General features: G+C 65.0%; 18 protein-coding genes. 9 read left to right on the top strand and 9 right to left on the bottom strand.

Annotated features, from left to right (window positions below; genetic code table 11):
- Positions 1–48 precede the first annotated feature (48 nt).
- Together ACH2A7_RS04975 and ACH2A7_RS04970 are read right to left on the bottom strand one after the other, a co-directional pair.
- Positions 49–240, bottom strand: a complete 192-nt coding sequence (locus tag ACH2A7_RS04975) for a hypothetical protein (RefSeq protein WP_394960573.1) — start codon at positions 238–240, stop codon at positions 49–51.
- Positions 218–877, bottom strand: coding sequence for an epoxyqueuosine reductase QueH (locus ACH2A7_RS04970; RefSeq protein ID WP_394960572.1), 660 nt, complete (start codon positions 875–877; stop codon positions 218–220). The genes ACH2A7_RS04975 and ACH2A7_RS04970 overlap by 23 nt, the downstream gene beginning before the upstream one ends.
- 483 nt (positions 878–1360) lie before the next feature.
- On the opposite strand from ACH2A7_RS04970, the gene ACH2A7_RS04965 reads away from it, so the two are divergent.
- From ACH2A7_RS04965 to ACH2A7_RS04950, 4 genes are read left to right on the top strand one after another with little or no spacing between them, the layout of a single operon-like run.
- On the top strand, positions 1361–1567 hold the full coding sequence (locus ACH2A7_RS04965) for a DUF896 domain-containing protein (RefSeq protein WP_394960571.1): 207 nt from the start codon (positions 1361–1363) through the stop codon (positions 1565–1567).
- 45 nt (positions 1568–1612) lie between these two features.
- Positions 1613–2812 carry a cation diffusion facilitator family transporter gene (locus ACH2A7_RS04960; RefSeq protein WP_394960570.1) on the top strand — a complete coding sequence of 400 codons (1200 nt, stop codon included), beginning with the start codon at positions 1613–1615 and terminating at the stop codon, positions 2810–2812.
- A gap of 16 nt (positions 2813–2828) precedes the next feature.
- Positions 2829–4025, top strand: a complete 1197-nt coding sequence (locus ACH2A7_RS04955) for a PLP-dependent aminotransferase family protein (protein ID WP_394960569.1) — start codon at positions 2829–2831, stop codon at positions 4023–4025.
- A 28-nt stretch (positions 4026–4053) separates the two neighbouring features.
- A complete protein-coding gene (locus tag ACH2A7_RS04950) occupies positions 4054–5268 on the top strand; it encodes an NADP-dependent isocitrate dehydrogenase (protein ID WP_394960568.1) in 1215 nt (404 codons plus the stop codon).
- A 357-nt stretch (positions 5269–5625) separates the two neighbouring features.
- Here the strand turns inward: ACH2A7_RS04950 and ACH2A7_RS04945 are convergent, their stop codons facing one another.
- Both ACH2A7_RS04945 and ACH2A7_RS04940 read right to left on the bottom strand, forming a co-directional pair.
- Positions 5626–6114 carry a DUF2812 domain-containing protein gene (locus tag ACH2A7_RS04945; RefSeq protein WP_394960567.1) on the bottom strand — a complete coding sequence of 163 codons (489 nt, stop codon included), beginning with the start codon at positions 6112–6114 and terminating at the stop codon, positions 5626–5628.
- Entirely contained in the window at positions 6111–6431 is a 321-nt protein-coding gene (locus tag ACH2A7_RS04940) for a PadR family transcriptional regulator (protein WP_394960566.1), read from the bottom strand. The genes ACH2A7_RS04945 and ACH2A7_RS04940 overlap by 4 nt, the downstream gene beginning before the upstream one ends.
- 332 nt (positions 6432–6763) lie before the next feature.
- On the opposite strand from ACH2A7_RS04940, the gene ACH2A7_RS04935 reads away from it, so the two are divergent.
- The 3 genes from ACH2A7_RS04935 (at position 6764) to ACH2A7_RS04925 (ending at position 8579) form a co-directional block, all read left to right on the top strand.
- The gene (locus ACH2A7_RS04935; protein WP_394960565.1) at positions 6764–7189 is read left to right on the top strand and encodes an Hsp20/alpha crystallin family protein; all 426 of its coding nucleotides are present in this window, start codon (positions 6764–6766) and stop codon (positions 7187–7189) included.
- Between the two features lie 208 nt (positions 7190–7397).
- Positions 7398–8081: a helix-turn-helix domain-containing protein gene (locus ACH2A7_RS04930; protein WP_394960564.1), complete on the top strand. Its 684-nt coding sequence runs from the start codon at positions 7398–7400 to the stop codon at positions 8079–8081.
- A 141-nt stretch (positions 8082–8222) separates the two neighbouring features.
- On the top strand, positions 8223–8579 hold the full coding sequence (locus ACH2A7_RS04925) for a phage tail assembly protein (protein WP_394960563.1): 357 nt from the start codon (positions 8223–8225) through the stop codon (positions 8577–8579).
- A gap of 98 nt (positions 8580–8677) precedes the next feature.
- Here the strand turns inward: ACH2A7_RS04925 and ACH2A7_RS04920 are convergent, their stop codons facing one another.
- The 4 genes from ACH2A7_RS04920 to polA all read right to left on the bottom strand — a co-directional run bounded on the left by ACH2A7_RS04920 (position 8678) and on the right by polA (position 14109).
- Entirely contained in the window at positions 8678–10015 is a 1338-nt protein-coding gene (locus ACH2A7_RS04920; RefSeq protein ID WP_394960562.1) for a replication-associated recombination protein A, read from the bottom strand.
- Positions 10016–10100: 85 nt separating this feature from the next.
- Positions 10101–11117 carry a tRNA (adenosine(37)-N6)-threonylcarbamoyltransferase complex transferase subunit TsaD gene (gene tsaD, locus ACH2A7_RS04915; protein ID WP_394960561.1) on the bottom strand — a complete coding sequence of 339 codons (1017 nt, stop codon included), beginning with the start codon at positions 11115–11117 and terminating at the stop codon, positions 10101–10103.
- Positions 11118–11153: 36 nt separating this feature from the next.
- The gene (rimI, locus tag ACH2A7_RS04910; RefSeq protein ID WP_394960560.1) at positions 11154–11591 is read right to left on the bottom strand and encodes a ribosomal protein S18-alanine N-acetyltransferase; all 438 of its coding nucleotides are present in this window, start codon (positions 11589–11591) and stop codon (positions 11154–11156) included.
- 1 nt (position 11592) lies between these two features.
- Positions 11593–14109: a DNA polymerase I gene (polA, locus tag ACH2A7_RS04905; protein WP_394960559.1), complete on the bottom strand. Its 2517-nt coding sequence runs from the start codon at positions 14107–14109 to the stop codon at positions 11593–11595.
- A gap of 155 nt (positions 14110–14264) precedes the next feature.
- Between polA and dusB the strand changes: the two genes are divergently transcribed.
- A complete protein-coding gene (gene dusB / locus ACH2A7_RS04900; protein ID WP_394960558.1) occupies positions 14265–15191 on the top strand; it encodes a tRNA dihydrouridine synthase DusB in 927 nt (308 codons plus the stop codon).
- A gap of 3 nt (positions 15192–15194) precedes the next feature.
- On the opposite strand, the gene yfbR is transcribed toward dusB, so the two are convergent.
- Positions 15195–15794 carry a 5'-deoxynucleotidase gene (yfbR, locus tag ACH2A7_RS04895; RefSeq protein WP_394960557.1) on the bottom strand — a complete coding sequence of 200 codons (600 nt, stop codon included), beginning with the start codon at positions 15792–15794 and terminating at the stop codon, positions 15195–15197.
- A 116-nt stretch (positions 15795–15910) separates the two neighbouring features.
- Between yfbR and ACH2A7_RS04890 the strand changes: the two genes are divergently transcribed.
- On the top strand, positions 15911–18274 hold the full coding sequence (locus ACH2A7_RS04890; RefSeq protein WP_394960556.1) for a YfhO family protein: 2364 nt from the start codon (positions 15911–15913) through the stop codon (positions 18272–18274).
- The last annotated feature ends 1 nt before the right edge of the window (position 18275 follow it).

Genomic DNA, 18275 nt, shown 5'->3' with positions numbered 1-18275 from the left:
AAAAAACAAGCGGCCTTCCCCGACGAGGGGAAGGCCGCTTTTGCGTCTTCAGTCCAGCAGGCCGTAGACCCGGCAGGTCTCCAGCATCTGTGCCAGGGTGAGTTTGTCGCCCATCAGCTGACGATAGGTGGCGGTGCGGGTCTTGCCCGCCGCCTTCAGGCCTTCCATGCGGGCGGTGGTGTCGGCGTAGCGGGCCTGCAGGTCCGCCAGCATCTTCTCAAGTTGTTCCAGCCGGTCCATCGGGGGCGTCCTCCTCGTTCTTTGCCGCGCGCCGGGCGCTGAACTCACAGCCGCAGTAGTCCTGCCGGTACAGGCCGTACTCCGCCGACAGCTCCAGGCTGCGCTTGTAGCCGTTTTTCTTCTTGAAATCGTTGGGCAGGTGGCGCACCCCGTACTGCGCTTCCAGCTCCCGGCCGATGGCGTTGATGCGCGCCGCGTCCTTGTGGGGGCTGATGGACAGGGTGGTGCAGAACCAGTCGAACCCATGCTCGGCGGCATAGCGGGCCGCCTCCTCCATCCGCAGCCGGTAGCATACGGTGCACCGCCCGCCCCGCTCCGGCTCGGCCTCCAGCCCCGCCACCGCCGCGTAGTAGCGGTCGGGGTCATAGGCGGCCTCCACCACCCGCACAGCGGGGGCAAAGGCGGCGGCAAAGCGTTCCAGCTCGCCGGCCCGGCGGTGGTATTCGGCGGCGGGCCAGATGTTGGGGTTGTAGTAGAGGATGGTCACCGCAAAATGGGCCAGAAGCTGTTCCAGCACCGCGCTGGAGCAGGGCCCGCAGCAGGCGTGGAGCAGCAGGCGTGGCTTTTCGTCCCCCGCGGGGGCCAGCCGGGCCAGCACGGCCTCCATCTCCCGGGCATAGTTGGGTGGATTGGCCATAGAACACGGCCCCCTTTCGCACATTGGTCAACGCCATTATACCACGTTCCGCAAGGGCGGTGAAGTGCCGCCCGGCCGGCCGGTCACAAACTGTTTGTAACGATTTTGCAATTTGTTTAAATCCTTATCACGGTTTTTCCACAAAGTAGGGGTATTCTATAATCACAGCCCGGGGGGAACGGATCGTTCCCCAAAACAAAAACCGGCCGCGGCGAACGCCGCGCACACTGGCCGCCGCCCATGCGATCGGGCGGACCCGCAAGCTCCGCCCGGGGCGGCCCAGACAACCGACGCCCTTCCCCTTTGCGAGAAGGTTTATATATAGATATCCGCTTTTTCATGAGAATCCTCTTCAATTTGTGCAAAGGCAGCCTGCTCCCTTACTCCTCGGGGCAGGCTGCTTTTGCGTTTTGCAGAGGTTTCTGCTATAATAGATTAAATACTCTGCCTTCCCCCGGCGGGAAGGACGGGGGAGGGAAAACCATGGACGAAAAACACATCCGGCGCATCGGTGAGCTGGCCCGCAAGAGCCGCACGCCCGCCGGCCTCACCGAGGCGGAAAAGGCCGAGCAGGCCGCTCTGCGCAGGGAGTACATCGACAGCATGAAGAAAAATCTGCGCACCCAGCTGGACAACATCGAACTGATCGACGAGTACGGTGTGCACCGCCCGCTGCCCAAAAAGTCGTAAGGGGGCTTTTGAGGCCCCCAGCTCATAACATCCGAGGTGCTTTGTGTGACTGAAATGCTCGTGCGGCTGTTCATCAAAAACCGCCGCGACACCACGAACCCCGCCGTGCGGGCCGCCTACGGCAACCTGGCCAGCTGGGTGGGGATCTTCTGCAACCTGCTTCTCTGCACCGGCAAATTTCTGGCCGGCACCCTGTCGGGCAGCATCTCCATCGCCGCCGACGCGGTGAACAACCTCTCCGACGCCTCTTCCAGCGTGGTGAGCCTCATCGGTTTCAAGTTGGGCGCCCGCCCCGCCGACGAGGAACATCCCTACGGCCACGCCCGCTTTGAATATCTGGCGGGGCTGGCGGTGGCGGTGATGGTGCTGGTCATCGGTGTGGAACTGCTCAAGAGCAGCGCGGAGAAAATTCTGCATCCCGCTCCCGTCACCTTCAGCTGGGTGGCCATGGGGGTGCTGGCGGCGTCCATTGCCGTCAAGCTTTGGATGGCGCTGTTCAACCGCACGCTGGGCCGGCGCATCAACTCCGGTTCCCTCATCGCCACCGCGGCGGACAGCCGCAACGATGTGCTCACCACCAGCGCGGTGCTCATCGCCAGCCTCGTCAGCCATTTCATCCATGTGGAACTGGACGGCTGGATGGGCGTGGCGGTGGCCCTGTTCATCCTTTACAGCGGCGTGGGCCTGATCAAGGACACCATCGACCCGCTGCTGGGCGTGGCGCCCGACCCGGAACTGGTCAAGCACATCCACGACAAGATCATGAGTTATCCCGGCGTGCTGGGCACCCACGACCTGATGGTGCACGATTACGGCCCGGGGCGGCAGTTCGCCAGCGTCCATGTGGAGCTGGCCGCCGAGGACGACGTGATGAAGAGCCACGAACTCATCGACGACATCGAGCGGGATTTCCTCAAAAATGACCGGCTGCCGGTGGTGATCCACTTTGACCCCATCGTCACCTCCGACGCCCAGGTGGGGGACATGCGCCGCTGGCTGGCGGACGCGGTGAAGACCATCGATCCGGGGCTCACCATCCACGACCTGCGGATGGTGCCGGGCAAGACCCACACCAACGTGATCTTCGACTGTGTGACCCCGCCGGGCTTTGCCATGGGCAGCGCCCGGCTGAAGGAGGCCATTGAAAAGCTGGTGCGGGAGAAGGATCCGAACTACTTCTGCGTCATCACGGTGGAGTCCAGTTTTGCCGCCGTGCCCCACACGGGCGAGGCGGTGCGATCATAAAAGGGGGAAACGGGCAATGGAGTATCGCTATTCCAACAAAACGCTGGGGATGCGGCCCAGCATCATCCGCGAGCTGCTCAAGCAGATGAGCGATCCGCAGCTGATCAGCTTCGCCGGGGGCAACCCGGCGGCGGACAGCTTTCCCATCCGGGACATCCGGGCCTTCAGCGACCAGCTGCTGGCCAGCGACCCGGTGGGCATGCTGCAGTATTCGGTCACCGAGGGCTACGGCCCCCTGCGCACCGCCTGCCGCGCCTTTGCCAACCGCCAGTGGCCGGTGGTGAAGGATTCCGACGAGGTCATCATCACCAGCGGCAGCCAGCAGGTCATCGAGTTCACCGCAAAGCTGCTGTGCAACGAGGGGGACGTGGTGGCGGTGGAGGAACCCGCGTTCCTGGGCGCCTACAACTCCATGCGCGGGTTTGGCGCGGTGCTGCGGGGGGTGCCCCTGCAGCCGGACGGGGTGGACCTGGCGGCGCTGGAGGCGGTGTTCGCCGCCGAGCCAAAGCCCAAATTTTTCTACTGCATCCCCAACTTCCAGAACCCCACCGGCTACACCACCAGCCTGGCAAAGCGCAAAGCTATCTACCGCCTGGCGGTGAAGTACGGCGTGCCGGTGCTGGAGGACGACCCCTACGGCGCGCTGCGCATTTCCGGCGAGGACGTGCCCCCCATCAAGCACTTTGATGAGGAGGGCGCGGTGATCTACGCCGGCTCCTTCAGCAAGATCCTCTGCCCCGGCATGCGCCTTGCCTTCTGCGCCGGCCAGCCGGACCTCATCACCAAGATGGTCACCGCCAAGCAGGGCAGCGACGTGCACACCAACGTCTGGGCCCAGCGGGTGTGCGAGCGGATGCTCACCCAGACGGACATGAGCGCCCACATCGCCCGGCTGCAGGCCATCTACCGGGAAAAGGCGAATCACATGATGGACCGGCTGGACGAGGAACTCGCCGGCGCGGTGACCTATGTGCGCCCGGAGGGCGGCATGTTCATCTGGGCCAAACTGCCCGACGAGGTGCCCGCCGGCGAGTTTGTGCGCCGGTGCCTGGAAAAGAAGCTGGCGGTGGTGCCGGGCAGCGCCTTCTACACCGACAGCACCGTGGAGCAGCCCTTCCTGCGGCTGAACTTCTCCACCCCCACCACGGAGCAGATCGACCGGGGCGTGGCCATCATGGCCGAAGTGCTGGCCGAGATGACGAACCCCCAGTGAGCGCAAAAACGAGAGGAGAGAGGCACCCATGGAAAAAATCAAGATGACCACCCCCCTTGTGGAGATGGACGGCGACGAGATGACCCGCGTTTTGTGGAAGATGATCAAGGACGAACTGATCCTTCCCTTTGTGGAACTCAAGAGCGAATATTACGACCTGGGGCTGCCCAACCGGGACGCCACCGGCGATCAGGTCACCATGGACGCGGCGCTGGCCAACAAAAAGTACGGCGTGTCGGTGAAGTGCGCCACCATCACCCCCAACGCCCAGCGGATGACCGAGTACAACCTGCACGAGATGTGGAAGAGCCCCAACGGCACCATCCGCGCCGTGCTGGACGGCACCGTGTTCCGCGCGCCCATCCTCATCAACTGCATCAAGCCGGTGGTGAAAAACTGGAAAAAGCCCATCACCATCGCCCGCCACGCCTACGGCGACGTGTACAAGGGCACCGAGTTCCGGGTGCCCGGCCCCGGCAAGGCGGAACTGGTGTTCACCGGCGCCGACGGCGCCGAGATGCGCCAGACGGTGTACGACTTCGAGTGCCCGGGCGTTTTGCAGGCCCAGTACAACAAGGACACCAGCATCTCGAGTTTTGCCCGCAGCTGCTTCAACTACGCCCTTTCCACCAAGCAGGACCTGTGGTTCGCCACCAAGGACACCATCAGCAAAAAATACGACCACACCTTCAAGGACATCTTTGCCGAAATCTACGAGGCGGAGTATAAAGAGAAGTTCGAGGCGGCCGGCATCGAATACTTCTACACCCTCATCGACGACGCGGTGGCCCGGGTCATCCGCAGCGAGGGCGGCTTTATCTGGGCCTGCAAGAACTACGACGGCGACGTGATGAGCGACATGGTCTCCACCGCCTTCGGCAGCCTTGCCATGATGACCAGCGTGCTGGTGAGCCCCGACGGCTGCTACGAGTACGAGGCCGCCCACGGCACCGTCACCCGCCACTACTACCGCTACCTGAAGGGAGAGGTGACCAGCACCAACCCCATGGCCACCATCTTCGCCTGGACCGGCGCGCTGGCAAAGCGCGGCGAGCTGGACGGCATCCCCGCCCTCTCGGACTTCGCCAAAAAGCTGGAGGCCGCCTGCATTGACACGCTGGAGAGCGGCGTGATGACCAAAGACCTGTGCGGCCTGGCGGAGGGCATCACCCCCACGGCGGTGTCCAGCGAGGAGTTCATCAAAGCCATCCGCAAGGACCTGGAGGCGAAGCTGGGCGCCTGAGCGCCCCTGACGGGGCCGGCGCGTCCTCTTTGCCTTCGCCCGCCGGGCGGCATCCGCCCCACGGGCCGCGGCGTCTGTCTTTCCCGGCGAGCGGGCTGGTGCGCGCTTTCTTTCGCCCTGCCTTTTCGGCGGGCTGCGCTTGAAGCCGCCTTTTCCGGCCCTTGTGGCGCGGCCGTCGAAGCGCCGCACACGTTGGAAACAGCCGGTGGCCAAAGACACAGGTCGGCCCGTCGCCGCCCTTCACCGCCCGCACTTGCGGCGGGCGGCATCCCGGCACGATACAATACAGCAACAGAACGGCCCCGCGGGAATTTCCCGCGGGGCCGCCTTTGTTTCTCTGCCGCTTTTTTCAATGGCTCACTCCTGCATCTTCCGCCGCCGGGCCAGCCGGTGTCGCCGCAGCGCCAGGGGCAGCGCCCCCAGGCAGATGGCAGCGCCCAGCACAAGGTTGATCAGGGAGTAGGGGGCGCTGGCACCCAGAAACAGGTTTATGCCTCCCAGCAGATAGCACAGGGTGAGCACCCGGTCCATGTGGCGGAGAATGGAGTCGGTGTCGCTGAAAAGTTCAAAGGGGGTGCCGTCGTTCTCCCGCCGCAGGTAGACCCAGCGGAACAGCCGGCCCACCACCTGAATGCCCGTGTCCTCCAGAAAGGCCAGATAGTCCGGGTCGTTTTTTTGCAGCATCTCCAGCTGGTACTGCCAGCGGCCCGGTTCGCCCGGCTCGAACTCATAACGGCACCAGCCCACCCGGCGCAGCTGCCAGCCCTGACGGCTCATCTCATTGAGCCAGGCGGCCTCTTTCTCCCAGTCCCACAAAAGAAACACTTTGTGAACCACTTTGTTCATGCCTGCTCCTCCTTTGCCACGGCCCGGCCGTTTTTTACCAGCTCCTCCAGCCGGGCCAGCTCCGCCTGCGCCGCCGCCTTGCCCGCAGCGGTGATGCGATACTCCTTTTTTCGGCTGCCCGCCTCCACCGGCAGCGCCTCGATCCAGCCCTTTTCCAGCAGGGTGTTCAGCGCGCCGTACAGCGTGCCCGCTGCCAGCCGCACCCGCCCGCCGGAAAATTCCTGCACCTTCTGCATGATGCCGTAACCATGCAGCGGCTGGTATAAAGCAAGAAGAATGTAGAAAAACGCCTCGGTCAGGGCAATGCTCTCCGCCATGGCCGCACCTCCTTTTGCGTCGTGGAACGATATATCGATTGACGATATAATTATATCAGCACCCGATATAGTTGTCAACCATCCCCCCAAGAAAAAATGTTTGGGGGATAATTTAGCGCTCTAAAACAAAGACTGCTAAAATTAACAAAAAGTTCATAATTCCGAAACACAAAACAGCAAAATTAGGGGTATAGTAATAATTGTCAAGAGGGAAGAGGCCCGGGAGCAAAAACCCGGGGCCCTCCTCACCTGGCCCGGCGGCGCAGCGCCCGCGCAAACACAGCGCCGCCAAACAACAAAATCTTTTCGTGCGCGGAGAATAGGAGTACAGTATGTTTGGTATGATTCCGTTCACCCGTGAGGAAAATAGCCTGTGGAACTATCTGGATAATATGGAGAAGAACCTGTTCACCGGTTTCGGCGACATGAGCCAGTTCCGGTGCGACATTCAGGACAAGGGCGACCATTACCTGATGGAGGCGGAACTGCCCGGCTTCCAGAAGGAGGACATCAGCCTGGACCTGAACGGCGACAACATGGTCATCACCGCCCGCCACAACAGCGAGAAGGAGGAGAAGGGCGAAGGCAACTACCTGCGCCGCGAGCGCAAGTATGGCTCCTACAGCCGCAGCTTCAATGTCAGCGGCATCAACACCGAGGGCATCAAGGCCGCTTACAACAACGGCATCCTGGAAGTCACGCTGCCCAAGCAGGCCGAGAGCGCGCCTGCGACCCGGAGCATCCAGATCGAGGGCTGATCCTTCCACAACACACCATGGCAAGCAAAGGGGCGCCCGGCCAGCCGGCCGGGCGCCCCTTTTTTGTGCTTTATAATATACAAAGTGTATAAAAAGGATTGTTTTCAACAAGAATCGCCCTATTTTCGGGTAAAGAATGGGGTAAACGAAGCGTCGGTTGACCGCAGAGCCTCCAAAGGGTAGGATAGGACCCAGGGAGGCGAAGAGAATGGACACGAAAACGTTGGGGAACTTTATCGCCGTGCGGCGCAGGGAACTGGGTCTGACCCAGGCCCAGCTGGCCGGGCGGCTGCACCTCACCGACAAGGCGGTGAGCCGGTGGGAGCGGGGCGTGGGCCTGCCGGACGCCACTACCCTGGAGCCGCTGGCCGCGGCGCTGGAGGTGAGCCTGGCCGAGCTGGTCACCGCCCGCCGTCAGAAAACGCCGCCTTTGCCGGAGGCGGAGGAAGCGGCGGCGGGGGCGCTGGCGCTGGCCCGGCAGAGCCGCAGCGCCGGGCAGCGGGCGCTGTGGTGGGCGTGCGTGGTCTGCCTGGGGTTGTTTGCCGCCGCGGCGGCCTTTCTTTTGTGGGTGCTGGCGGTGAGCGGGCCGGTGGTGGCCGGCTCGGTGGCCAGCCTGCTGCTGGGTCTGGGGGCCTGGAGCGCGCCCCTGGCGCAGCTGGCCCGGCGGCGCTGCACCCCCCTGGGCTGCATCCTCAGCCTGGGGCTGGCCCTGGCAGCCCTTGCGGCCCAGTTTGCCGATATCCTCACCCAGGTGCGGGAAGGAGACTGGTCCGCCCTGATGGACACCATGGCCCCGCTGCTGGCGGTGGTGTTGTTCTTCTGCGTCGTCACCCTGGGGCTGAACCTGCTGGCGGCGCTGGCCGGTTACGTCCGGCAGGCAGGAGCCCGCTGACGGACACCGCCGGAAAATCGCAGACAGGATATTGCGGTCGTTTTGAATTTGCTGTATACTGTTGAAAAACCAGCGGGCGGCAGCTGAAAAAGGCGGCCGGCAGGACTGCTTTGCTGCCCGGAAAAGGGAGGAGACGGGAGAATGGAATTCCAGACGAGCCTGCCCAAGGGCTATCTGGACGCAGGGGGCACGCTGCACCGGCAGGGGCAGATGCGCCTTGCCACCGCCGGGGACGAACTCCAGGTCTTGCGGGACCCGCGGGTCAAGGCGGATGAGGGATATCCTCAAACGTTGCTGCTCAGCCGAGTGATCACCGCGCTGGGCACCCTGCCCGCGGTCACGCCCGAGGTCATCGAGGGCATGTTCGTGGAGGACGTGCGCTATCTGCAGCGGATGTATGACGCCATCAACCGGTGCGAGACGCCCACCGCCCAGGTGACCTGCCCGCACTGCGGCAAAACCTTCACCTGGAAGGTGGACTTCGGCAGCATCGGCTGAAGGGGCGGGGGAGAGGCCCGCACCCCGGGAAACACGGGCACAAAACAGAAAAAAAGAGAGCGGCACGGGCCTTTTTGACCCGTGCCGCTCCTTCTTTGCTATTTTTCTTCCTCCCGCCGGCGTTTGAGTTCCGCCTTGCGGGCCAGCACCCGGGCCAGGTTCTCGGCGGCCCGGGCTTCGCTGCCCTGGCCGGTGGGCAGGTAATAGCGCCGGCCTTTGAGGTTCTCCGGCAGGCATTCCAGGTCCGCCACCTTGTCGGCGGTGTCGTGGGCGTAGACGTAGCCCTTGCCGTAGTCCAGTTCCTTCATCAGGCGGGTGGGGGCGTTGCGGATGACCAGCGGCACCGGCTCGTCCAGCATCTTCTCCGCGTCCGCCTTGGCCGTCTCGTAGGCCTTGTACACCGCGTTGGAGCGGGGGGCCAGCGAGAGGTAGATGACCGCCTGGGCCAGGTTCACGCTGCACTCCGGCATGCCGTTGAAGTGGCAGGCCTGGTAGGCCGCCACCGCGATCTCCAGGGCCCGGCTGTCCGCGAGACCGATGTCCTCGCTGGCAAAGCGGATGAGCCGCCGCGCCACATACAGGGGGTCCTCGCCCGCCTCCAGCATCCGGGCCAGCCAGTAGACCGCCGCGTCCGGGTCAGAGTTGCGCATGGATTTGTGCAGCGCGCTGATGAGATTATAGTGCTCCTCGCCCTTTTTGTCGTAGAGCAGGCTTTTTTTGCTGGTGCACTGCTCCAGCAGCGGCCGGTCCACCACCAGCTTGCCGTCCCTCTCCTCGGCGTTCAGCACCGCCATCTCCAGCGTGTTCAGGGCGGTGCGGGCGTCGCCGTTGGCAAAGTTGGCGATGAGTTCCAGCGCCTCCGGCTCCATCTCGATGGCTTTCTCCCCAAAGCCGCGGGGGTCGGTGAGGGCCCGGCGCAAAAGCCCGGTCAGGTCCTCGGGGGTGAGGGCCTTCAAGACGAACACCTTGCACCGGCTCAGCAGCGCCGCGTTGATCTCAAAGCTGGGGTTCTCGGTGGTGGCTCCGATCAGCACGATGCTGCCCTTTTCCACAAAGGGGAGGAAGGCGTCCTGCTGGGCCTTGTTGAAGCGGTGGATCTCATCCACAAACAGGATGGTGCGCTGGCCCAGCCGCAGCCGGGCCTCCGCGTCCTGCATCACGGCTTTTATCTCCTTGATGCCGCTGGTCACCGCGCTGAAGTTCACGAACTCCGCCTTTGTGCGGTGGGCGATGATGCGGGCCAGGGTGGTCTTGCCCACCCCCGGCGGCCCCCAGAAGATCATGCTGCTCACCCGGTCGCTTTCGATCAGCCGCCGCAGCACCTTGCCCTCACCCAGCAGATGCTGCTGCCCCGCGAACTCGTCCAGGTCCCGCGGGCGCATCCGGCTGGCCAGCGGCCGGTCCTGGGGCCGGTCAAAGAGGGTGGTCTGTTCCATGGCTGCACCTCCTTTTTTGCCGGGGCCGCGCCTTTGCCCCGGCCGCCGCCCGGCTGCCGCCGGGCCTGTGGCAAAAAGCCCGGCGTTACGCCGGGCCGTTGTAGTCGATGGGCAGGGTGGCCAGGCCGTTCAGGTCCAGGCCCGCCACGTTGCCTGCCCGCAATTCGTAAAACCCCTGGGCGGCCACCATGGCCCCGTTGTCGCCGCAGAACTTCGTCTCCGGCAAAAAGAGCCGCACTCCCAGCTTCTGCGCCCCCTCGTTCACAAGGCAGCGCAGCAGGCTGTTGGCCGCCACGCCCCCCGCCAGGGCAAGGGCGGGGGCGTTCGTGTCCCGCGCCGCCGCCAGCAGCTTTTCCGCCAGGATTTCGTCGATGCGGCGTTCAAAGCTGGCGGCCATGTCCGCCACGTTCACCGTTTCGCCCTTCATCTCCGCCTGGTTTACCGCGTTCAGCACCGCCGTTTTCAGGCCGGAAAAACTCACATTGTAAGCCCCTTCCACATGGGGCACCGGCAGCTTGTAGGCTTTGGCGTTGCCCTCCCGGGCCGCCTTGCTGATGGCCGGCCCGCCGGGGTAGCCCAGCCCTAAGGTGCGGGCCACCTTGTCGAAGGCCTCGCCCGCCGCGTCGTCCACCGTGCGGCCCAGCACACGGTAGTGGGTGTAGTCCTCCACCTGCACGATGTGGCTGTGGCCGCCGCTGGCCACCAGGCACAAAAAGGGCGGCCGCAGGTCCGGGTGGGTGAGGTAGAGGGCCGCGATGTGCCCCCGCAGGTGGTGCACCGGGATGAGGGGCTTCTGGGCCGCATAGGCCAGGCCCTTGGCGAAGTTCACCCCCACCAGTACCGCCCCGATGAGCCCCGGCGCGAAGGAGACGGCGATGCCGTCCAAATCGGCGGGGGAGAGGTGCGCCTCGTCCAGCGCGGCCTGCACCGTGGCGCTGATGTACTCGATGTGGCGGCGGCTGGCGATCTCCGGCACCACGCCGCCGTAGAGCGCCTGCTCCGCCACGCTGGTGGCCACCACGTTGCTGACGAGCCGGCGCCCGTCCTCTACCACGGCGGCGGCGGTCTCGTCGCAGGTGCTCTCGATGCCTAAAATATACATACTGTATAAAACTCCGTTTAATATACAAAAATCGACTTAAAGGGCCAGGGTCATCACCACCGCGTCGTCGGGCGGGTGGCGGTAAAAGCCCCGGCGCACCCCGGCGGCGGCAAAGCCCAGCTGCCGGTAGAGGGCCAGGGCGGGGGCGTTGGCCGCCCGCACCTCCAGAAAACACTGGCTTGCCCCTTCGGCTTTGAGGGCTGCCAGGGCGCCGGCCAGCAGCGCGCTGCCCACCCCCCTGCGGCGGGCGGCGGGGGCCACGTTGAGGGCGCAGAGGCTGGCCTCGTCCGCCGCCAGCTGAAAGACGGCGAAGCCCAAAAGCCCCCCTTCGCCCCCGGCCACGAACAGCCGGGCGGCGTCGCTTTCCAGTTCGCTCAAAAGCTGGCTTTCGCTCCAGGGTTCGGGGGCCGCGGCGGCAATGGCGGCGCAAAGGCGCGCGTCGCCGGCGGCCATGGGGCGCACGGTATACTCCATCTCAGTGGGCCTCCAGCCAGGTGTCGCCGCTGTTCACGTCGGCGGTGAGGGGCACCGAGAAGTTCACCGCGCCCTCCATCTCCTCCTTCAGAATGCGGCTCACCTGCCGCACCTCGGCCTTGGGAGCCTCCACGATCAGTTCGTCGTGCACCTGCAAAATGAGCTTTGCGGCCAGGCCCTCCTCACGCAGGCGGCGCCACACCCGCACCATCGCCAGCTTGATGACGTCGGCGGCGGTGCCCTGGATGGGGGTGTTCATTGCCATCCGCTCGCCCAGCGAGCGCAGGTTGAAGTTCTTGCTGGCCAGTTCCGGCAAAGCGCGCCGGCGGCCGAACAGGGTGGTCACATACCCCTGCTCCCGCCCGGCGGCGATGGTGGAATCCATATATTCCTTCACGCCGGGGAAGGTGGCCAGGTAGTTCTTGATGAAGTCGTCCGCCTCCTTCACCGAGACGCCGATGTCCCGGGCCAGGCTGAAGGCGCCGATGCCGTAGACGATGCCGAAGTTCACCGCCTTGGCGGAAGAGCGCAGCTGGGGGGTGACCATCTCCGGCGGCAGGCCGTAGATTTTGGCGGCGGTGCTGCGGTGGATGTCCTGCCCGGTGAGGAAGGCGTTTTTCATCGTCTCGTCGCCGGAGATGTGGGCCAGGATGCGCAGTTCGATCTGGCTGTAATCCGCGTCCACCAGCTTGCAGCCCGCGCCGGCGATGAAGAACTGCCGCAGCCGGCTGCCCAGCTTGGTGCGGATAGGGATGTTCTGCAGATTCGGCTCGCTGGAGGAAAGCCGCCCGGTGCGGGCCTCGGTCTGGTTGAAGGTGGAGTGCATCCGCCCGTCCGGCCCGATGACCTTGAGCAGCCCCTCCACATAGGTGCTGTTCAGCTTCTGGTAGGTGCGGTATTGCAGAATATCCTCCACCACCGGGCTGTAGCTGCGCAGGCTCTCCAGCGTCTCCGCGTCGGTGGAGTAGCCGCTCTTGGTCTTTTTGCGGGGCGGCAGGCCCATCTTGTCGAACAAAGCCTCCGCCAGCTGCTTGGGGCTGTTCAGGTTGAAGGTGTAGCCCACTGCCTCGTAGATGGAGGCGAGGGTCTTGTCCAGTTCCGCCTTCAGCAGGGTGCCGAAGGCTTCCAGGCCCTCCTTGTCCACCGGCATGCCGATCCGCTCCATGTCCGCCAGCACCCGGGCCAGGGGCAGTTCGATGTCCTGCAAAAGCTTCGTCATGCCCTCCTCTTCCACCTTGGCGGCCAGCGCGTCGTAAAGACCTTCCAGCGCGCCGGCGGCGGGCAGGGCCGGGCAGGCAAAGCGGGGGGCGGGGGCATACTCCGCCTCCAGCTGTTCCGGCTGGTAGTCGCTGGCCGCCGGGTTCAAGAGATAAGCCGCCAGCTTCGCGTCAAAGCGGATGGCCTTGCCCTCGCCGTTTGCGTCCAGCGCGATGTGATAAAGGGGCTTTGCGTCGAACACCCACAGTTCCGCCTCGCTCTCCAGCAAAGCGGGCAGGGCGGCGTCCTCCACCGCCCACACATTGTCTCCCTGCACGGCATACCAGCCGCCTTCTCCCTTCGCCATGCACAGCCGGCCGGCGGGGGAGCCGGGCAGCGGCGCGGGCGCGGCCTCGGGCAGGTTGGGGGCGGCGGCGGGGGCGGCAGACGCCTGGTCCAGCCCCAGCCGGTCGGCCATGGAGTGCATCTCCAGCGCCGCCAGCAGGGCCGCGGCGGCCGCCGGGTCGCCGGCGGTGCGCTTGTAGGCCCCGGCCTCGGTGGGGATGGGAGCGGTGCAGCAGATCTCCGCCAGTTCCCGGCTCATCCGGGCCAAGGGCTCGTTCGCCGCCAGCTTTGCCCGCACGCCGGGCTTTACGGCCTTGTCGTCGATGTGTTCATACACCCCGTCCAGGCTGTCAAAGCGCCGGATGAGGTCCAGGGCGGTCTTTTCGCCCACCCCCGGCACACCGGGGATGTTGTCGGAGGCGTCGCCCATCAGGCTCTTCACCTCGATGAGCTGTTTGGGCTCCACACCGTATTTTTCCTTCACGGCGGCCTCGTCCATTACCACCGTCTCGCTGCGGCCCATCCGGGTGGCGGCCAGCAGCACCGTCACATGTTCGTTTACCAGCTGCAGGCTGTCCCGGTCGCCGGTAGCGATGAGGCAGTCGTCCCCCCGGGCGGCCGCGGCGGCGGAGAGGGTGCCCAGCAGGTCGTCCGCCTCGTACCCCTCCAGGCTCACCATGGCAAAACCCAGGTCTGCCAGCAGCTGTTTCAGCACCGGCATCTGGGCCGCCAGTTCTTCCGGCATGCCGTGGCGGGTGGCCTTGTAGCCGTCGAACCGCTTGTGGCGGAAGGTGGGGGCCTTCAAATCAAAGGCCACCGCCACCTCGTCGGGGCTCTGCTCCTTCAGAAGGTTCAGAAGGATGTTCATAAAGCCGTATATGGCGTTGGTGTACCGCCCATCTTTTGTGGTGAGCAGCTTGATGCCGTAAAAGGCGCGGTTGGCGATGCTGTTGCCGTCCAGTACCAGCAGTTTCATGCAAGAAAGCCCTCCTGAAAATTGCTCGGTGTTGCCCTATAAGTATACCACAAACACCCGGTTTGTGGTACAATAATAGCCGAGTTTGCACACGAGAGAGGTAGTCTATGCAGTTTGGCAGTTTGCCTATCGGCCGGGGGGCGGCGCTCGCGCCCATGGCCGGTTTCACCGACACCGCCTGCCGCGCCATGGCCGCCCGCCACGGGGCGGTGTACACCATCAGCGAGATGGTGAGCGCCAAGGCTCTCACCTTCGGGGATAAAAAAAGCGCCCGGCTCATCGCGGGCGGCGGGGGCGATGCCCCCTACGGGGTGCAGCTGTTCGGCGCGGAGCCGGAGACCATGGGCCAGGCCGCGCAGCTGATCCAGGCATACGAGTTTGACTTCATCGACATCAACATGGGCTGTCCCGCCCCGAAGATCACCTCCTCCGGCGCGGGCAGCCGCCTGCTGCTGGACCCCGACCTCTGCGGCCGCATCACCGAGGCGGTGGTGAAACACAGCGGCGGGAAGCCGGTGACGGTGAAGATGCGCGCCGGCTGGGACTCCGAGCATGTCACCGCGGTGGAGGCGGCAAAGGCCTGCGAGGCGGCGGGGGCGGCGGCCGTCGCCGTCCACGGCCGCACCCGGGAGCAGATGTATGCCCCCGGCACCGTGGACTGGAACATCATCGCCGCGGTGAAGGCGGCGGTGGCCGTGCCGGTGATCGGCAACGGGGACATCGCCAGCGCCGCCGACGCCCTGGCCATGATCGAGGCCACCGGCTGCGACGGGGTGATGGTGGGCCGGGCGGCCCTGGGCGACCCCTGGCTCTTTGCCGAGATAAAGGCCGCCCTGGCGGGGGAGGAACTTCCCGCCCGCCCGGGCCTGTGCGAGCGCATGGCCGCCATGCGCCGGCAGATTTACGAGATGTGCGAGGAAAAGGGGGAGTGGGTGGCCATGCCCCAGGCCCGCAGCCAGGCCCTCTACTACATGAAGGGCCTGAAGGGGGCCGCGGCGCTGCGCCGGGCCTGCTGCGAACTGCAGCACTTCCTGGACGTGGACAAACTCATCGACAAGGTCTACGCCGCCGGCAACCGGTGAGGCTCAGTCGGTCTCGGCCCGGGTGAGTTCGTCCAGGTTCTGCGTGTAGCAGGGCAGCATATGCTCGAGAAAATAGTCCGCCTCGGGGCAGTGCATCTCGGTGAGGGCCGCCTTCTGCTGGGCCAGCGCCGAGGAAAACTCCCGGTTGCCCGCCTGCACCTCCTCGGTGCACTTGATGAGGGCGGAAAGGCGGTCCGCCGCCTTTAAAATGCGCTTTTCCGCGTCGGAAAGGCAGCGCCCGGTGAGATAGCCGCCCATCTCCGCCCGCAGCGCCGGGGGCAGAAGCTGGGCCATCTGGCGGGCGCTCTCCTCCTCCAGCGCCTTGTAGGCCGAGCGCAGCCGCTCGTTTTTGTACTTCACCGGGGTGGGCATATCGCCGGTCATGATCTCCGGCGCGTCGTGGTAGAGGGCCGCCACCGCCACCGTCTCGGGGCGCACCGGCGTGCCGGTGACCTCCCGGGCGATGAGGCAGAGGGTGTGAGCCAGAATGGCCGTCTCGGCGGTGTGCTCGCTGAGGGTCTCGGGGCGCGCCGCGTGCATCAGGCTCCACCGGCGGATGTACTTCATCCGGCTCACCAGCGCGTTGAAGGGGTAGGTTTTCATAAAAATCCTCCTTGAAGGCAGTTCCTGCCATAAACTCATCACAAACACAGTGTAATATCATCATAGCATATTTTGCCCCGGGCGGGGGCGCATTTTTGAAAAGGGAAGGGACGGCAATGCAGCCACTCACAAAACAGCAGAACAAATTCTGGCTCACCTTCGGGCTGTGCGCGCTGGCGGCGGCGCTGGTGTTTCTGCCCTTTTACATCGTGGACAGAGGCATCTTCCTCTACGCCGGCGACTTCAACAGCCAGCAGATCCCCTTTTACTACTACGCCAACGAGTTTTTGAAGAGCGGCGGCGGTACCTTCAGCTGGGCCACCGATCTGGGCAGCGACTTCTGGAACAGCTACTCCTTCTATCTCGCCGGCAGCCCCTTCTTCTGGTTCACCCTGCTCTTTCCCGCCGCGTGGCAGCCCTTTCTGATGGCGCCCATGCTGGTGCTCAAGTTCGCGGTGGCGGGCGCCGGGGCGTACCTCTGGGCCCGCCGCTGGGTGAAGGACGCGAACCTGGCGGTGCTGGCGGGCTGCCTTTACGCCTTCTCCGGCTTCACGGTCTACAACGTGTTCTTCAATCACTTTGTGGACGTGGTGGCGCTGTTCCCCTACCTGCTCTGGACGCTGGACGAGGCGGTGCTGCAAAAGCGCCGGGGCCCCTTTGCCGTGCTGGTGGCGCTGAACCTGCTCAATAACTATTTCTTCTTCGCCGGGCAGATCGTCTTTTTGGTCATCTACTTTGTCTGCATGACGGCCTCCGGGGTGTACTGCTGGAACGGCAGGACCTTCGGCGCGCTGGCGGCGGAGAGCCTTTTGGGCTGCGGCATGGGCTGTGTGCTGGCCTGGCCGGCGCTGCTGAGCCTTTCTCAGAATCCCCGCACGGTGGACCCGGCCAGCGGTTTCGGCTTTCTGCTCTACTCCAGCACCCAGCAGTACGCGGCCATCCTGTACAGCCTCTTCTTCCCGCCGGACTGCCCCTACATGCCGGTGATCTTCGACGAAGGGGTCATCAAGTGGACCAGCATGACCGCCTACCTGCCGCTGATGAGCATGGCGGGGGTCATCGCCTACCTGCGCTGCACCCGGAAGACCGCCTTCCGCCGCATCCTGTTCACCTGCCTTGTGATGGCGCTGGTGCCCGCCCTCAACTCGGCCTTTTACGCCATGAACTCCAGCTACTACGCCCGCTGGTGGTACATGCCCATCCTGGTGATGTGCGCCGCCAGCGCGAAGGCGCTGGAGGACGGGGACATCGACCTCAAAAAGGGCGTGCGGCCCACCGTGGCGGTGCTGCTGGCCTATTGCGCCTTTGCCTTCGTGCCGGTGAAGGAGGACGAGGAGTGGCACATCGGCGTCATCCAGTATCCCGAAAAGTTCTGGCTGAACCTGGGGTTTGCCCTCTTTGGGGTGGCGGTGTTCTGGCTGCTCTGGGTGCAGTACCGCCGCCGCCCGCTGCTGGCGCGGCGGCTCACCGCCGGGGTGCTGGCCTTCGGCTGCCTTTACAGCATCGTGCACATCTCCATCGGCAAGTTTGCCCAGTGGAATAACGACAGCGGCTGGCGCACCCAGCAGTATGTGGACGCCCGCACCCTGGGCGAGACCCTGCCCGCGGGGGCCTACCGCGTCGACGACTACGAGTGCTACGACAACGTGGGGCTGTGGATGGGCAAAAGCTGCCTGCAGTTCTTCAACTCCACCGTGGCTCCCTCCATCATGGAGTTCTACCCCCAGTTCGGCGTCAAGCGGGACGTGCGCAGCGAGCCGGAGCTGAACGACTACGCCCTGCGGGGCCTGCTGGCGGTGAAGTACACCGTCACCCCGGTGGCCAACGCCGCCGACTTTGAAAAGGAGGCGGGAGACGACTGGGTCTACTGGGGCACCGAGGGCAGCCTGGCGGTCTACGAGAACCGGTATGCCCTGCCCATGGCCTACGGCTACCAGTACTACGTCACCGCCGAACAGTTCGAGGGGGTGCCGGAGGCCCAGCGGGCGAACCTCCTGCTGCGGGCGATGGTGCTCACCGACGAGCAGATCGCCGCCTGGGGGGATGTGCTCCGGCCCCTGCCCGAGGACCTGCTCACCGGCTTTTCCAAAGAGGCCTACCATCAGGACGTGGTGGACCGGCAGATCCAGGGCGCGGCCGAGGTCAGCCTGGACAGCCGGGGCCTCTCCGCCCGCTTCAACCTGCAGCAGGAGACGGTGGTGCTGCTGGCGGTGCCCTTTGACCCGGGCTTTTCCGTCACCGTGAACGGCGAAGAGACGCCGGTGGAACAGGTGGACGGCGGCCTGTGCGCCGTGCGCATCCCCGCCGGCGCGGTGGAGCTGCGCCTGGACCACTTCACCTTCGGCCTGGACCAGAGCCTCGTTGCCGCCGGTGTGAGCACGGTGCTCTTCGCCGGGTATCTTTTCTGGCACCGCCGCCGCAAAGCGCGGCGCGCCTGGGGCGCGCCCGCCTCAAAAACCATCTGTCACAAGGAGAATTGAA

It is taken from the genome of Candidatus Allofournierella merdavium (genome assembly GCF_944382735.1).
Lineage (GTDB): Bacteria > Bacillota > Clostridia > Oscillospirales > Ruminococcaceae > Allofournierella_A > Allofournierella_A merdavium.
Note: the sequence above shows the minus strand (reverse complement) of the source record. Positions and strands in the feature narration are given on the sequence as shown.

Coding starts and splice junctions, on each gene's coding strand:
- ACH2A7_RS04975 (WP_394960573.1), bottom strand. CDS start 240: ATGGACCGGCTGGAACAACTTGAGAAGATGCTGGCGGACCTGCAGGCC.
- ACH2A7_RS04970 (WP_394960572.1), bottom strand. CDS start 877: ATGGCCAATCCACCCAACTATGCCCGGGAGATGGAGGCCGTGCTGGCC.
- ACH2A7_RS04965 (WP_394960571.1), top strand. CDS start 1,361: ATGGACGAAAAACACATCCGGCGCATCGGTGAGCTGGCCCGCAAGAGC.
- ACH2A7_RS04955 (WP_394960569.1), top strand. CDS start 2,829: ATGGAGTATCGCTATTCCAACAAAACGCTGGGGATGCGGCCCAGCATC.
- ACH2A7_RS04950 (WP_394960568.1), top strand. CDS start 4,054: ATGGAAAAAATCAAGATGACCACCCCCCTTGTGGAGATGGACGGCGAC.
- ACH2A7_RS04945 (WP_394960567.1), bottom strand. CDS start 6,114: ATGAACAAAGTGGTTCACAAAGTGTTTCTTTTGTGGGACTGGGAGAAA.
- ACH2A7_RS04940 (WP_394960566.1), bottom strand. CDS start 6,431: ATGGCGGAGAGCATTGCCCTGACCGAGGCGTTTTTCTACATTCTTCTT.
- ACH2A7_RS04935 (WP_394960565.1), top strand. CDS start 6,764: ATGTTTGGTATGATTCCGTTCACCCGTGAGGAAAATAGCCTGTGGAAC.
- ACH2A7_RS04930 (WP_394960564.1), top strand. CDS start 7,398: ATGGACACGAAAACGTTGGGGAACTTTATCGCCGTGCGGCGCAGGGAA.
- ACH2A7_RS04925 (WP_394960563.1), top strand. CDS start 8,223: ATGGAATTCCAGACGAGCCTGCCCAAGGGCTATCTGGACGCAGGGGGC.
- ACH2A7_RS04920 (WP_394960562.1), bottom strand. CDS start 10,015: ATGGAACAGACCACCCTCTTTGACCGGCCCCAGGACCGGCCGCTGGCC.
- tsaD (WP_394960561.1), bottom strand. CDS start 11,117: ATGTATATTTTAGGCATCGAGAGCACCTGCGACGAGACCGCCGCCGCC.
- rimI (WP_394960560.1), bottom strand. CDS start 11,591: ATGGAGTATACCGTGCGCCCCATGGCCGCCGGCGACGCGCGCCTTTGC.
- polA (WP_394960559.1), bottom strand. CDS start 14,109: ATGAAACTGCTGGTACTGGACGGCAACAGCATCGCCAACCGCGCCTTT.
- dusB (WP_394960558.1), top strand. CDS start 14,265: ATGGCCGGTTTCACCGACACCGCCTGCCGCGCCATGGCCGCCCGCCAC.
- yfbR (WP_394960557.1), bottom strand. CDS start 15,794: ATGAAAACCTACCCCTTCAACGCGCTGGTGAGCCGGATGAAGTACATC.
- ACH2A7_RS04890 (WP_394960556.1), top strand. CDS start 15,911: ATGCAGCCACTCACAAAACAGCAGAACAAATTCTGGCTCACCTTCGGG.